Below are 13,406 nucleotides of genomic sequence, written 5' to 3' on the forward strand. Positions count from 1 at the left end.
ACCATTCGCCGAAGTATCTCACAGGCCCTGCGGGCAAGTCAGTGACGGTGCCATGAACCTTGGTCGGGGGTGTGCCCCGGAAATGCAAACGGCCACCCGGAGGTGGCCGCTGCAGTCGCCGCCCGGGAGGCCCGGGTGCGGGGGATTACTTGGCGTAGCGCTTGCGGAAGCGGTCGACGCGGCCGCCGGTGTCCATGACCTTCTGCTTGCCCGTGTAGAACGGGTGCGAAGCCGAGGTAATGTCGACCTTGATCAGGGCGTATTCGTTGCCGTCGGTCCACTTGATCGTCTCCTTGCTGGAGAGGGTCGAGCGGGTGAGGAACGCGAAGTCGGAGGACAGGTCCTGGAAGACGACTTCTTTGTAATTGGGATGGATGTCGGCCTTCATGGCTGGTGCTCCGCCGGGTTATCGTGGGAAAAGACCGTCATTATAGGCAGCCGCGGCGCCCCGCCGCAAGCCGGGGTCGGGTCGCGTTCAGGCGCCCAGGGCCGCCCGGACCTGGGCCTCGAACCGGGCCTGGTCGTAGTCCATGACGATCCGCGCGTTGTCCGGCCGGCCCGAGCGGCGCAGCCAGTCCACCACGGTCGCGCCCCGGCTCAGGCGCCCTTCCAGCTCCACCGCCAGCGGCCGGTGCTCGGCCCGGCGCACGCCCTCGGGCTGCAGCGCGGCCGCCATCGCCAGGGCATCGGCGCTGTGCCAGTGGTCCCCGCGCTTGCCCTCCGACCAGCGCCGGGTGTGGGCCGAGATTGCCCCGTAGAACTCGGCCCGGGCGTCACCGCGGGCCAGCCAGGCCTCGAAATCCCGGTGCAGGAAGCCGTGGCGCACCACCGCCTCCCAGTCCACCAGCTCGAACTGCGGGAAGGCCCGGAACACCACCTCGGCCGCTTCGGGATCGAAGGCGATGTTGAATTCCGCCGGCACCGAGGTGTTGCCCTGCCCCGTCACCGCGCCGCCCATGACCACCAGCCTCCCGATGCGTGAAGGAAGGTCGGGGTCGAGCCGCAGCGCCAGGGCCAGGTTGGTCAGCGGCCCCAGCATCACCAGCAGCAAGCGGCCGGCATGCGCCTTTGCCAGGCGAACGATCGCCAGCGCTGCGTGCTCCGGATCGGCCTGGCGCGCACTGGGGACGTAGCCGGTGTCGCCGAAGCCGTCCTGGCCATGCACGTAGGCCGCGTCGGCCGCGGGGTGCACCAGCGGCACCGGGCAACCGGCATGCACCGGCACGTCCACGCCCGCGACATCGCACAGCTTCAGCGCATTGGCCACGGTGTGGCCCAGGCCCACGTTGCCGGCCGCGATGGTCAGTGCCAGCAGCTCGTGGCGGGGATCGCCGAAGGCCATCAGCAGGGCCAGGGCGTCGTCCACGCCGGGGTCGGTGTCGATCAACAGCGGGATGCGTGCGCTCATCGCGGGGCCGGTCCAGGCAAATCGGGCGGACAGAGTACCCGCTCGGCCACCGCGGCGTGCAGGGCGCAGGCGGGCGGAAATCCGGCGCGGTGGGGCGCCTCGCGCTTCGCGCCGAAGCTTCAGGCCCCGGCGAACCGGGCCGCCCCGCCCACCCATCGCTCCACCAACTGCTCGGCCAGCGCGGGCGCCTCGGCCAGCAGCTGTGCCGCCGCCCGGTGCACCTCGGGCAAGAGGTGCGCATCGCGCGCCAGGTCGGCGACCCGGAAGCTGGCCAGCCCGGTCTGGCGGGTGCCCAGCAGTTCACCGGGCCCGCGAAGCTCCAGGTCCTTTTCCGCAATCAGGAAGCCATCCGTGCTGGCGCGCATCACCTCCAGCCGCTCGCGCGCCATCTGCGACAGCGGGGGCCGGAACATCAGCACGCAGCTCGACGCCGCCGCCCCGCGCCCGACCCGGCCACGCAGCTGGTGCAGCTGGGCCAGGCCCAGGCGCTCGGCGTTCTCGATCACCATCAGGCTGGCATTGGGCACGTCCACGCCCACCTCGATCACCGTGGTGGCCACCAGCAGGTGCAGGCGTCCGGCCTTGAACTCCGCCATCACCGCCTGCTTCTCCGCCGGCTTCATGCGCCCGTGCAGCAGGCCCAGCCTGAGCTCGGGCAGCAACGCACCCAGTTGCTCGAAGGTGGTTTGCGCGGCCTGCGCCTCCACCTCTTCGCTGTCCTCGATCAGCGTACAAACCCAGTACGCCTGCCGCCCTTCGGCGCACGCGCCGCGGATGCGCTCGACCACGTCGCCGCGGCGGTCGCCGCTGATCGCCACCGTCTGCACCGGGGTGCGGCCCGGCGGCATCTCGTCGATCACCGACACGTCCAGGTCGGCGTAGGCCGACATCGCCAGCGTGCGCGGGATCGGCGTGGCGGTCATCACCAGCTGGTGCGGCACCTGGCTGCCGCTCAGGCCCTTGTCGCGCAGCGCCAGGCGCTGGTGCACGCCGAAGCGGTGCTGCTCGTCCACGATCGCCAGGGCCAGGCTGGAGAACACCACCTTGTCCTGCATCAGCGCGTGCGTGCCCACCACCACCTGGGCCTGGCCCGAGGCGATCTCTGCCAGCACCGCCGTGCGCGCCTTGCCCGTGACCTTGCCGGCCAGCCAGGCGACCCGCAGGCCCAGCGGCTCGAGCCAGGCGCGGAAGTTCGCCAGATGTTGTTCGGCCAGCAGTTCGGTAGGCGCCATCAACGCGACCTGTCGACCCGCTTCGACTGCGTTGGCCGCAGCCAGCGCCGCCACCACGGTCTTGCCGCTGCCGACGTCGCCCTGCACGAGCCGGAGCATGGGCTCGGGCCGCGCCATGTCGCGCGCCACCTCGTCCAGTACCCGCTGCTGCGCGCCGGTCAGCGTGAACTTCAGCTGCCGTCGCAGGGAGGCGGCCAGCTTGCCGGCGCCGCGCACCGGCATCGCGCCGTGCGCACGCAGCGCGATGCGCTGGCGCTGCAGGCTCAGGTGGTGGGCCAGCAGTTCCTCCAGCGCCAGGCGTCGCTGCGCCGGATGCTGGCCCAGCGCGAACTCGGTGACGTCGCAGTCGGGCGGCGGGCGGTGCGCGGTGAGCAGCGCTTCGCGCAGGGTCGGCAAGGCCAGGCGCTCGCGCAGGCCATCGGGCAACAGCTCCAGCGCTTCGGCCGGCGGCAAGCGCTTCAGCGCCTCGCCGATCAGCCGCGACAGCGACTGCGGGCCCAGTCCCTCCACCGCCGGATAGACGGGGTCGAGCCGGTCGTGGATCACGGCCTCGGCCTCGTCGGCCAGCAGCCGGTAGCTGGGATGGACCATTTCCAGGCCGTGCTGCCCCGGGCGCGCCTCGCCGTAGCAGATCAGGCGACGGCCCGGCACGAACAGCGCCACCTGCGCCCGATTGAAGTGGAAAAAACGCAAGGCCAGGCTGGCGCGAGACTCGTCTCGCACCACCACGCGCAGCGTCGGCCGGAACCGGAAGCTGCGCTCCACCGCCTCCACCCGCGCCAGCACCTGCGCCGACTGCCCGGGCAGCAGCGTCGCGATGGCGGTGATGCGCGTGCGGTCCTCGTAGCGAAGAGGAAGGTGCAGCCAGAGGTCCTGCAGGCTCAGCAGGCCACGCGCGGCCAGCTTCTCCGCGACCTTGGGCCCGACGCCGGGCAGGGTCGACAGCGCCCCGGCACCCGAGGGCGCCAGGGTCGGGCCGGGACTGCTGTCGCCGCGGCGGCGCGGCGCACGGGCCATGGGCTCAGCCGGTCACCAGCACGGCATCGACCTCGACACGCGCACCGCGCGGCAGCGCCGACACCTGGATGGTGGAGCGCGCCGGGTAAGGTGCCTGGAAATACTCGGCCATCACCTGGTTCACCTGCGCGAAGTCGCCCAGGTCGGTGAGGTAGATGCCCACGCGGGCGACGTCGTCCAGCGAGCCACCGGCGGCCTCGCAGACGGCGCGCAGGTTGTCGAACACGCGCCGGGCCTCGCGCGCGATGTCACCCGTGACCAGTTCCCCGGTGACGGGGTCGAGCGGAATCTGACCGGAAAGGTAGACCGTGCCGCCGGCGCGCACCGCCTGCGAATACGGGCCGATGGCGGCGGGAGCGTTCGGCGTGCTGATCGGATCGCGGGGCATGGGGCCACCTTGGCTGCAGGACGGGAACCGCGATTGTAGGAGCCGCGCGGCGCAGCGGCCAGCACGGCGCGGGGCGCGCTAAACCCGCTGCACGCCGTGCACCACGCCCAGGCGCCGGATGCGCCGGATCACGTCGGCCAGGTGCTTGCGGTTGCGCACTTCGATGGAGAATTCCATCACCGAGATCGCGGCGTCGCGCTCGCGGTATTCGACCGAGTCGATGTTGGAGTTGCTCTCGGCCACCGCCGCGGCCACCTGGGCCAGCACGCCGGGCTTGTTCTCCACGTCGATGCGCAGGGCCACGCGGTAGTCACCCTCGACGTTGCGGTCCCAGGCCATCGGCACGCAGCGCTCGGGGAACTTGCGGTACTCGGCCACGTTCGGGCAGTCGGTGCGGTGCACCACCACGCCCTTGCCGGCGCTGAGGTAACCCATGATCTCGTCGCCCGGGATCGGATGGCAGCAGGCCGCGAAGCTGAGCACGCCGCGCTCGCTGCCGCTGATCATGATGCGCTCGGAGGGCGCGCGCGACAGGGCCGACGACGACAGCGGCAGCTCGTCCTGGCCGTGCAGCATCATGCGTGCCACCTGGGCCGGCATGCGGTTGCCCAGGGCGATGTCGGCCAGCAGCTCCTCCAGCCGCCGATAGCGCAGCTCGGCCAGTAGCTGCTCGACCCGGTCGGTGGTGACGCGGTCGAGCGAGCTGTCCATGGCCTCCAGCGCGCGGTCGAGCATGCGGTGGCCCAGGTCCACCGCGTCTTCATGCTCGAGCCGCTTGAGGAAATGCCGGATCGCGGTGCGCGCCTTGCTCGAGACCACAAACTCCAGCCACTGCGGACCGGGCGTGGCCGAAGGCGCGGTGATGATCTCCACGCTCTGCCCGCTGGCCAGCTTGCTGCGCAGCGGCACCAGCTTCTTGTCCACGCGCGCGGCCACCGCGTGGTTTCCCACGTCGGTGTGCACGGCGTAGGCGAAGTCCAGCGCGGTGGCATTGCGCGGCAGCGCCAGGATGTCGCCCTTGGGCGTGAACAGGTAGACCTCGTCGGGGAACAGGTCGACCTTGACGTTTTCCAGGAACTCCAGCGACGAGTCCGCGCTCTGCTGGGTCACCATCAGGTTGCGCACCCAGTCCTGCGCGCGCGCCTGCGCCGCGCTGCCGCCGGAGCCGGCGTTCTTGTACACCCAGTGCGCGGCGATGCCGCGCTCGGCCACCAGGTCCATGTCCTCGGTGCGGATCTGCACTTCCACCGGCGCGCCGTAGGGGCCGAACAGCACGGTATGCAGGCTCTGGTAGCCGTTGGCCTTGGGGATGGCGATGAAGTCGCGGAAGCGGGCGTCGAGCGGCTTGTAGATCGAATGCACGGCGCCCAGCGCGTGATAGCACTGCATCACCGTGGGCACCACGATGCGGAAGCCGAACACGTCCAGCACCTGCTCGAGGCTTTTGTTCTCCTGCCGCATCTTGGTGTAGATGCTCCAGGGCGCCTTGACCCGGCTGACCAGGTGGTGGCGCAGGCCTTCCTGGGCCAGCCGCTGCGCCATCTGCGCCTCGATGGTCACCAGGGCCTCGCGCCGCATCACCGGCTGGGCGGCGATGCGCCGGGAGATCACCGCGTGGCGGTACGGATACAGCGCGCGGAAGCCCAGGTCCTGCAGCTCGGCCTTGATGCGGTTCATGCCCAGGCGCTGCGCGATCGGCGCGTAGATCTCCAGCGTCTCGCGGGCGATGCGGCGCCGCGATTCGGCCGCCATCGCGTCCAGGGTGCGCATGTTGTGCAGGCGGTCGGCCAGCTTGATCAGGATCACGCGCAGGTCGCGCGCCATCGCCAGCATCATCTTGCGGAAGCTTTCTGCGGCGGCCTCCTGGCGGTCGCGGAACTGCAGCTTGTCGAGCTTGGTGACGCCGTCCACCAGTTCGGCCACGGTGGGGCTGAACTCGGCCTCGATCTCGCTGCGCGGCAGCGGCGTGTCTTCCAGCGCGTCGTGCAGGATCGCGGCGCACAGGGTCTCGGCGTCCAGCCTGAGCTCGGCCAGGATGCCGGCCACCGCCACCGGGTGGGTGATGTAGGCCTCGCCGCTGCGGCGCGTCTGGCCTTCGTGCGCGCGGGCGCCCATTTCGTAGGCGCGGCGGACCTGGCGGACCTGGTCGGGCGGAAGATATTCAGCCAGCCGCTTCTCGAGGCCGAGCACGGCTTCCGGGCAGGGATCCGGGCCGATGTCGGCGAGCTGCGGGGGCGAGAATGAAGACATGACCGCAGACTACGCGGCCGCGCCAGAGGCATCAATGGCGCGGCTTTGCGGGCCGTGCGCGGGATTCATCGGGACTTCACCGCGGGCGTATGCCGGCCGGGCGGAGCGACCTTCCCGGGACCGGGAAGGCCGGGGCGACGCCGGCGCGGAGCCGGCGATCGCGGGCTTACAGGTCGTCGCCGCCCTTGGACAGGTCGTCGTCGACCACTTCGGCCGCGGCCCATTCCAGGGCTTCGCGCTCGGCGCGCTCGCGCTCGGACTTCTCGACTTCGTCGATCAGCTTGGCGTCGATCTTGCGGGCGGCGATCTCACGCAGGGCCAGCACGGTCGGCTTGTCCTGGTGCTCGCTGTTGTCCAGGGTCGGCTCGACGCCCTTGGCCAGCTGGCGGGCGCGCTTGGACGCCATCAGGACCAGCTCGAAGCGGTTGTCGACGACGGACAGGCAGTCTTCCACGGTGATGCGGGCCATTGGATCTCCTCAACCGCACGGCACCCGGCCTGGGCACCCACGGCAAATCAAGGGGTTACGCGAACCGTGCATTGTACGCCCGGGCCACCCCAGGCGCAAACCGGGGCAAGGCGGGCGGGCCTGTGTGCCCCGGGGACGCCGGGTCAGGCGGGGGGTGCGAGCAGCTCGCGGATCAGGGCGTCGTGGCGCAGGGCCTGGACCGGGCGACGCAGCCGCTGGGCGACGAAGATCGCGCGCAGCTCGGCCGCGGCGGCGTCGAAGTGCTCGTTGACGATGACGTAGTCGAATTCGCTGTAGTGCGACATCTCTTCCCGCGCCGCCGCCAGCCGCCGGGCGATCACTTCCTCGCTGTCCTGGCCGCGGTTGCGCATGCGGGTCTCCAGCGCGTCCAGCGACGGCGGCAGGATGAAGACGCTGATGCAGTCGGGCATCTTCTCGCGCACCTGGCGCGCGCCCTGCCAGTCGATCTCCAGCAGCACGTCCTTGCCGGCGGCCAGCTGCGGCTCCACCGATTGCCGCGCCGTGCCCTTGTAGTCGCCGTGCACCAGCGCGTGTTCGAAGAAATCGCCGGCGGCGATCATGCCTTCGAACCCGGCCTTGTCCACGAAGTGGTAGTGCTGGGCATGGCGCTCGCCCGGCCGCGCCGCGCGCGAGGTGAACGAGATGGACAGCGCGATGCCCGGCTCGCGCGCCAGCACGGCGTTGACCAGGCTGGATTTGCCCGCACCCGAGGGCGCGGCGACGATGTACAGGGTTCCGCGGAGAGCGCTCATTCGAGGTTCTGGACCTGTTCGCGCAGCTGTTCGATGAAGACCTTGAGCTCGACGGCGGCCTGGGTGGTGCGGCTGTCCACCGACTTCGAGCCCAGGGTGTTGGCTTCGCGGTTGAACTCCTGCATCAGGAAGTCCAGGCGGCGGCCCACGGCCTCGGGCAGCGCGAACACGCGGCGCGCCTCGGCGACGTGGCTGGCCAGGCGGTCGAGCTCCTCGTCCACGTCGATCTTCTGCAGGTTCAGCACCACTTCCTGTTCCAGCCGGCCCGGGTCCAGCGGCAGCTTGAGATCGGCCAGGCGGGCATCGAGCTTGGAACGCAGCGACGCCCGGATCTCGGGCAGCCACTGGCGGACCTGGGTGGTGATGCGCTCGATGCCGTCCAGCCGCTCGTGCATCACCGCGGCCAGCTTGGCGCCCTCGCGCTCGCGGGCCGCGACGAACTCCACCAGGGTGGCATCGAGCAGCGCCAGGGCCTCGGCCTGCAGGCCGGCTTGGTCCAGCGCCTCCTCCTCGACCACGCCGGGATAACGCAGCAGCTCGGTGAATTCGGTGCGCAGGCCGGGGAACCGGGAATGGGCGCGGGTGGCCGCGTCGGCCAGCTGGTCCATCAGCGACTCGTTGACCTTCAACGCCGTGCGGCCGCCCGGCGCCGGCCGGAAGCGCAGCACCAGGTCGATCTTGCCGCGCGACACCTTCTGGGCCACGCGCTCGCGCAGCGCCGGCTCGATCGCGCGCAGTTCCTCGGGAGCGCGCACGCTGAGCTCGTGGAAGCGGTGGTTCACCGCGCGCAGCTCGCAGCCCAGGGTGCCGCCGGTGGCGGCGCGCTCGCAGGCGGCGAAGGCGGTCATGCTGCGGATCATGGGCGGGCCCGGTTTGGCTGAGGGCGAATGGTAATCTAGCCGGCCAACGAATGCCGGATTGCCTGCCATGACCAGCCCCACCCGCCCCAGCGGCCGCGCCCCGGACCAGCTGCGCGACATCCGGATCCAGCGGCACTACACCCGGCACGCCGAGGGCTCGGTGCTGGTCTGCTTCGGCGACACCCAGGTGCTGTGCACCGCCAGCGTGGACAACAAGGCCCCCGGCTTCCTGCGCGGCAAGGGCGAAGGCTGGGTCACGGCCGAGTACGGCATGCTGCCGCGCGCCACCAACACCCGCAACGACCGCGAGGCCTCGCGCGGCAAGCAAGGCGGCCGCACGCTGGAGATCCAGCGCCTGATCGGCCGCGCGCTGCGCGCCTGCGTCGACCGCAAGGCGCTGGGCGAGCGCACCATCACCCTGGACTGCGACGTGCTGCAGGCCGACGGCGGCACCCGCACCGCCGCGATCACCGGCGCCTACGTGGCCCTGTGCGATGCGGTCAGCTGGCTCAAGGCGCGCGGCGAGATCACCCGCGACCCGATCCTGGGCGCCGTGGCCGCGGTCTCGGTCGGCATCTACCAGGGCACGCCGGTGCTGGACCTGGACTACCGCGAAGACAGCAACTGCGACACCGACATGAACGTGGTCATGAACGACGGCGGCGGCTTCATCGAGCTGCAGGGCACCGCCGAAGGCCACGCCTTCCGGCGCGAGGAACTCGACGCCCTGCTGGGCCTGGCGTCGTCCGGCATCGCCGAACTGATCGCCCTGCAGCGTCGCGCCCTGGCCGGATGAAAACAGCTCCAAACCGCCTCGTCCTCGCCACCTCCAACCGCGGCAAGCTGGCCGAGCTGCAGCCGTTGCTGGCCGACGCCGGCTTCACGCTGGTGACGCAGGGCGAACTGGGCGTGGAAGACGCAGTCGAGGACGGCCTGACCTTCCTCGAAAACGCCCTGATCAAGGCCCGCCATGCCTGCCGCGCCACTGGCCTGCCGGCCCTGGGCGATGACTCGGGCCTGGTCGTCGACGCCCTGGGCGGTGCGCCCGGCCTGTACAGCGCGCGCTACGCCGGCGAACACGGCAATGCCGGTGCCAACATCGCCAAGCTGCTGCACGAGATGCGCGACCTGAAGGGCGCCCAGCGCCGCGCGCACTTCTACTGCGTCATCGTCCTGCTGCGCCACGCCGAGGATCCGCAGCCCCTGGTCGCCGAAGGCGTCTGGCAGGGCGAAGTGCTTGAAGCGCCCCGCGGCGACGGCGGCTTCGGCTATGACCCCGTCTTCCTGGACCCGCGCCACGCCGCGTCCGCGGCGATGATCGAGCCGTCGCTGAAGAACCGCATCAGCCACCGCGGCCTGGCCCTGGCGCGCCTGCGCGAACGCTTGCACGAGTTCACCGCGTGCTGATCCCGCCGCCGCTGTCGCTGTACATCCACATCCCGTGGTGCGTGAAGAAGTGCCCGTATTGCGACTTCAACTCCCATGGCCAGTCCGGCGCGCTGCCCGTGGCTGAGTACGTGCAGGCCCTGGTGCGGGACCTGGAGCAGGACCTGCCCCTGGTCTGGGGCCGGCCCGTGCACAGCGTGTTCTTCGGCGGCGGTACGCCCAGCCTGTTCGCGCCCGAGGCCATCGGCGCGATCCTGGACGCGTGCGCCGCGCGCCTGCGCTTCACGCCCGGCGCCGAGATCACCATGGAATGCAATCCGGGAACGGCCGAACACGGCCGCTTCGAGCAATACCGCGCGGCCGGCGTGAACCGCATCAGCTTCGGCATCCAGAGCTTCGACGACGGCTGCCTGCAGCGCCTGGGCCGCATCCACGACAGCGGCGAAGCCGAGCGCGCGGTGAAGCTGGCGCAGGACGCCGGCTACGACAACCTCAACCTGGACCTGATGTACGCCCTGCCCGGCCAGGACCTGGCCATGGCCATGGCCGACGTCGAGCGCGCGATCGCGCTGCAGCCGGCCCATGTCTCGCACTACCAGCTGACGATGGAGCCCAACACCGCCTTCGCGGTGAAGCCGCCGGCGGGCCTGCCCGACGAGGACAGCGCCTGGGACATCCAGGAGCGCTGCGTCGAACGCCTCGAGGACGCCGGCTACGCCGCCTACGAGGTTTCGGCCTATGCCCGGCCCGGACGGCAGTGCGCGCACAACCTCAACTACTGGCGCTTCGGCGACTACCTGGGCATCGGCGCCGGCGCGCACGGCAAGATCAGCTCCGGTGCAACGGGCGAGGTGCTGCGGCGATGGAAGCCCAAGAATCCACGCGACTACCTGGCCCACGCGGGCACCGCGGCCGGCATCGGCGGCGACGATGTGATCTCCCCGGCCAACCTGCCCTTCGACTACATGCTCAACGCCCTGCGCCTTGTCGACGGCTTCTCGTTGCGCGACTTCGAATCCCGCACCGGCCTGGACCGCAGCGCCATCGTCGATGAACTCTCCAAGGCCCAGAACCTGGGCTGGCTGGACCTGATCGGCGACCGCATCCGGCCCACCGAGCTCGGTCGCCGTTTCACCAACGACGTCATCGCCCTGTTCCTCCACTGACCCGCGGCTCCCCTCACGCCGCCCCAACCCGCCTCCCCGCATCCTCGCTCCATGCTCGATGCCATCCAGATCACCTGCCCGCACTGCGGCGAACGCTTCGAGGCCCTGGCCGATCCGTCGGCCGGCGATGCCGACTACGTCGAGGACTGCCCCGTGTGCTGCCGACCAATCCGCCTGCGCCTGCAGGCGGGGCACGACGGCGAACTGCTGGGCCTGGACGCCGACCGCGACGACTGAGCCCGACTGGGCTAGAATCCGCGCCGCAACAGGTGTTCGGGAAGCCGGTCCAAATCCGGCGCTGCCCCCGCAACGGTAGGCCAGGTCACCCTTCCAGCAAGCCACTGTGTCCCCCGGGACATGGGAAGGCGGAAGGCGGGAACCGCGCAATCGCGCGCTTCCACTGGCAAGTCCGGAGACCGGCCTGGTGCCTGGCCCCCTCGGGGGCCATCACGGCGCGTTGCGGAGGGCAACGGGGCGGCGTCATGGCCTGCGTTCCGCGTTCCGCCATCGCGTTCCCCGGTGTCCCCGTCCGCGTCATCCGATCCGCGGGTGAGCGTTCCAGGAGGACACCAATGAACCCCGATTTCCGCAGCACCGCGCTTTGCGCGGCCATCAGCCTTTGCCTCGTGCCGGTCGCACGCGCCCAGGATGCCCCCACCCTCGACAGCGTGCAGGTCACCGCCACGCGCATCGAGAAGCCGCTGGACGAGGCGCTGGCCTCGGTCACCGTGATCGACCGGGCCGACATCGAAGCCAGCCAGGCCCCGGACCTGATCGACCTGCTGGGTCGCCAGGCCGGCATCGACATCGCCCGCACCGGCGGCCCCGGCGGCGCCAGCACGGTGTTCCTGCGCGGCGGCAATTCCAACCATGCGCTCGTGCTGATCGACGGCATCCGGGTCGGGTCCACCGGCCAGGGCGTGTTCGACTTCGCCCACCTGCCGCTGGAGCAGATCGAGCGCATCGAGATCGTGCGCGGCCCGCGCGCGGCCTTCTGGGGTTCGGATGCGATCGGCGGCGTGATCCATGTCTTTACCCGCGACCCGTCCGCGCCGTCGGCGCGCGCCACCGTCGGCAGCTACGGCCGGCGGGGTGCCAGCGCGGGGGCAGGCTTGGGTGATTCGCGCCAGGGCCTGGGCTTCACCGCGGGCTACCAGCGGCTGGATGGCTTCTCGGCCACCAACCCGGACGCCACCTTCGCCTTCGATACGGACGAGGACGGCTACCGCAATCGCAACCTCAGCCTGCGCGGCCGCACCGAGCTGGGCAGCCACCGGCTGGCCGTGCAGGTGATCAGCACCGATGCCGACGTCGAGTTCGACCAGGGCCTCACCCAGGCCCGCAATACGTCCGGCGGCGTGACCCTCGCCGGCGAGCTCACCGACCGCTGGACCCACCAGCTCACCGCCGGCCATGCCCGCGAAGACCTCGCGTCGGAAAGCAGCTTCAGCAATGAATTCCACAGCCGGCGCAACAGCGTGGACTGGGTCAACCACCTGCGCACCGGTGACGCCCAGGCGGTGCACTTCGGCCTGAACTGGCAGCGCGAGACCGGCGCCAACAGCAATGTCTTCGACGGTGACGTATTCGACCGGTCGCGCACCAGCAAGGCGCTGTTCGCCGGCTACGGCGGCCGTTTCGGTGCGCACGTGCTCGACCTGTCCCTGCGCCGCGACGACAGCGACCAGTTCGGCGGCGCCACCACCGGCAATGTCGGCTGGGGCTGGGCGTTCAGCGAGCTCGCGCGCCTGCGCCTGTCCTGGGGCGAGGGCTTCCGGGCGCCCAACTTCAACGAGCTCTACTACCCGGACAGCGGCTTCGGCTATGCCGGCAATCCCGACCTGCGCCCCGAACAGTCCAGCACCTGGGAATTCGGCCTGGAGGTCGAGCCGGCCGCCGGCCACCGCCTCGGCGCGTCGGTGTACCGCTCGCGGGTGCGCGACCTGATCGCCTTCGCCGCGCCGCTGACCAACAACGCCATCAACATCAACCGGGCCGAACTGGAGGGCGTGGAGCTCGAGTACCGTTTCCGCCGCGAGGCCTGGACCCTGGGCGGCAACTTCACCTGGCAGGACGCCATCGACGCCGGCACCGGCGATCCCCTGCTGCGCCGGGCCAAGCGCAAGGCGCACCTGGACCTGGGCTATCGCCTCGGCAACGGCCTCGAGCTCGGCCTGGACGGCGACTACGTTTCGGACCGGGCCGATTTCGGCGCCGACCTGGACGCCTATGCCCTGGCCCACCTGCGAGTGTCCTGGCAGTTCACGCCGGCCTGGCGGGTCGAAGCCCGGCTGGAGAACCTGACCGACCGGGACTACGCCCTGGCCTATGGCTACAACACCCCCGGGCGCAGCACGATGCTGAATCTGGTCTGGAACGGCAAAGACTGAACCCAGCGGCCAAGCCGCCCGCGATCCGCAGGCGGGCAGTCCGGGCCTATGCGTCAGGCCCGGGCTG

At 70.8% G+C, this 13,406-nt stretch carries 13 protein-coding genes and 1 riboswitch; of the genes, 5 read left to right on the plus strand and 8 right to left on the minus strand.

Annotation, left to right across the window (positions count from 1 at the left end; translation table 11 throughout):
• Window positions 1-145: 145 nt before the first annotated feature.
• From ACOQFR_RS06205 to ACOQFR_RS06240, 8 genes are all read right to left on the minus strand, one after another.
• On the minus strand, window positions 146-388 hold the full coding sequence (locus ACOQFR_RS06205) for a type B 50S ribosomal protein L31 (protein ID WP_421379713.1): 243 nt from the start codon (window positions 386-388) through the stop codon (window positions 146-148).
• An 87-nt stretch (window positions 389-475) separates the two neighbouring features.
• Entirely contained in the window at window positions 476-1,408 is a 933-nt protein-coding gene (locus tag ACOQFR_RS06210; RefSeq protein ID WP_421379716.1) for a nucleoside hydrolase, read from the minus strand.
• A gap of 119 nt (window positions 1,409-1,527) precedes the next feature.
• A complete protein-coding gene (gene recG, locus ACOQFR_RS06215; RefSeq protein ID WP_421379718.1) occupies window positions 1,528-3,657 on the minus strand; it encodes an ATP-dependent DNA helicase RecG in 2,130 nt (709 codons plus the stop codon).
• A gap of 4 nt (window positions 3,658-3,661) precedes the next feature.
• Window positions 3,662-4,045: a RidA family protein gene (locus tag ACOQFR_RS06220; protein ID WP_421379720.1), complete on the minus strand. Its 384-nt coding sequence runs from the start codon at window positions 4,043-4,045 to the stop codon at window positions 3,662-3,664.
• 78 nt (window positions 4,046-4,123) lie between these two features.
• Window positions 4,124-6,295 carry a RelA/SpoT family protein gene (locus ACOQFR_RS06225; RefSeq protein WP_421379722.1) on the minus strand — a complete coding sequence of 724 codons (2,172 nt, stop codon included), beginning with the start codon at window positions 6,293-6,295 and terminating at the stop codon, window positions 4,124-4,126.
• A 166-nt stretch (window positions 6,296-6,461) separates the two neighbouring features.
• The gene (rpoZ, locus tag ACOQFR_RS06230) at window positions 6,462-6,764 is read right to left on the minus strand and encodes a DNA-directed RNA polymerase subunit omega (RefSeq protein WP_421379724.1); all 303 of its coding nucleotides are present in this window, start codon (window positions 6,762-6,764) and stop codon (window positions 6,462-6,464) included.
• A 143-nt stretch (window positions 6,765-6,907) separates the two neighbouring features.
• Window positions 6,908-7,537, minus strand: a complete 630-nt coding sequence (gene gmk / locus ACOQFR_RS06235; protein WP_421379726.1) for a guanylate kinase — start codon at window positions 7,535-7,537, stop codon at window positions 6,908-6,910.
• Entirely contained in the window at window positions 7,534-8,397 is an 864-nt protein-coding gene (locus tag ACOQFR_RS06240; RefSeq protein WP_421379728.1) for a YicC/YloC family endoribonuclease, read from the minus strand. The genes gmk and ACOQFR_RS06240 overlap by 4 nt, the downstream gene beginning before the upstream one ends.
• Window positions 8,398-8,464: 67 nt before the next feature.
• Here ACOQFR_RS06240 and rph point away from each other — a divergent pair, with 67 nt between their 5' ends.
• The 5 genes from rph to ACOQFR_RS06265 all read left to right on the plus strand — a co-directional run bounded on the left by rph (window position 8,465) and on the right by ACOQFR_RS06265 (window position 13,339).
• Complete coding sequence (gene rph / locus ACOQFR_RS06245; RefSeq protein WP_421379730.1) at window positions 8,465-9,193, plus strand: ribonuclease PH; 729 nt, start codon at window positions 8,465-8,467, stop codon at window positions 9,191-9,193.
• On the plus strand, window positions 9,190-9,804 hold the full coding sequence (gene rdgB / locus ACOQFR_RS06250; RefSeq protein WP_421379732.1) for an RdgB/HAM1 family non-canonical purine NTP pyrophosphatase: 615 nt from the start codon (window positions 9,190-9,192) through the stop codon (window positions 9,802-9,804). The genes rph and rdgB overlap by 4 nt, the downstream gene beginning before the upstream one ends.
• A complete protein-coding gene (gene hemW, locus ACOQFR_RS06255) occupies window positions 9,798-10,949 on the plus strand; it encodes a radical SAM family heme chaperone HemW (RefSeq protein WP_421379734.1) in 1,152 nt (383 codons plus the stop codon). Before rdgB ends, hemW begins: the two co-directional genes overlap by 7 nt.
• A 51-nt stretch (window positions 10,950-11,000) precedes the next feature.
• The gene (locus tag ACOQFR_RS06260) at window positions 11,001-11,186 is read left to right on the plus strand and encodes a CPXCG motif-containing cysteine-rich protein (protein WP_421379736.1); all 186 of its coding nucleotides are present in this window, start codon (window positions 11,001-11,003) and stop codon (window positions 11,184-11,186) included.
• Between the two features lie 13 nt (window positions 11,187-11,199).
• Window positions 11,200-11,388: riboswitch (cobalamin riboswitch) on the plus strand.
• Between the two features lie 133 nt (window positions 11,389-11,521).
• Window positions 11,522-13,339: a TonB-dependent receptor domain-containing protein gene (locus ACOQFR_RS06265; protein ID WP_421379738.1), complete on the plus strand. Its 1,818-nt coding sequence runs from the start codon at window positions 11,522-11,524 to the stop codon at window positions 13,337-13,339.
• Window positions 13,340-13,406: the final 67 nt, after the last annotated feature.

The organism is Arenimonas sp. MALMAid1274, from assembly GCF_049195245.1.
In the GTDB taxonomy this organism is placed as follows: domain Bacteria; phylum Pseudomonadota; class Gammaproteobacteria; order Xanthomonadales; family Xanthomonadaceae; genus Arenimonas.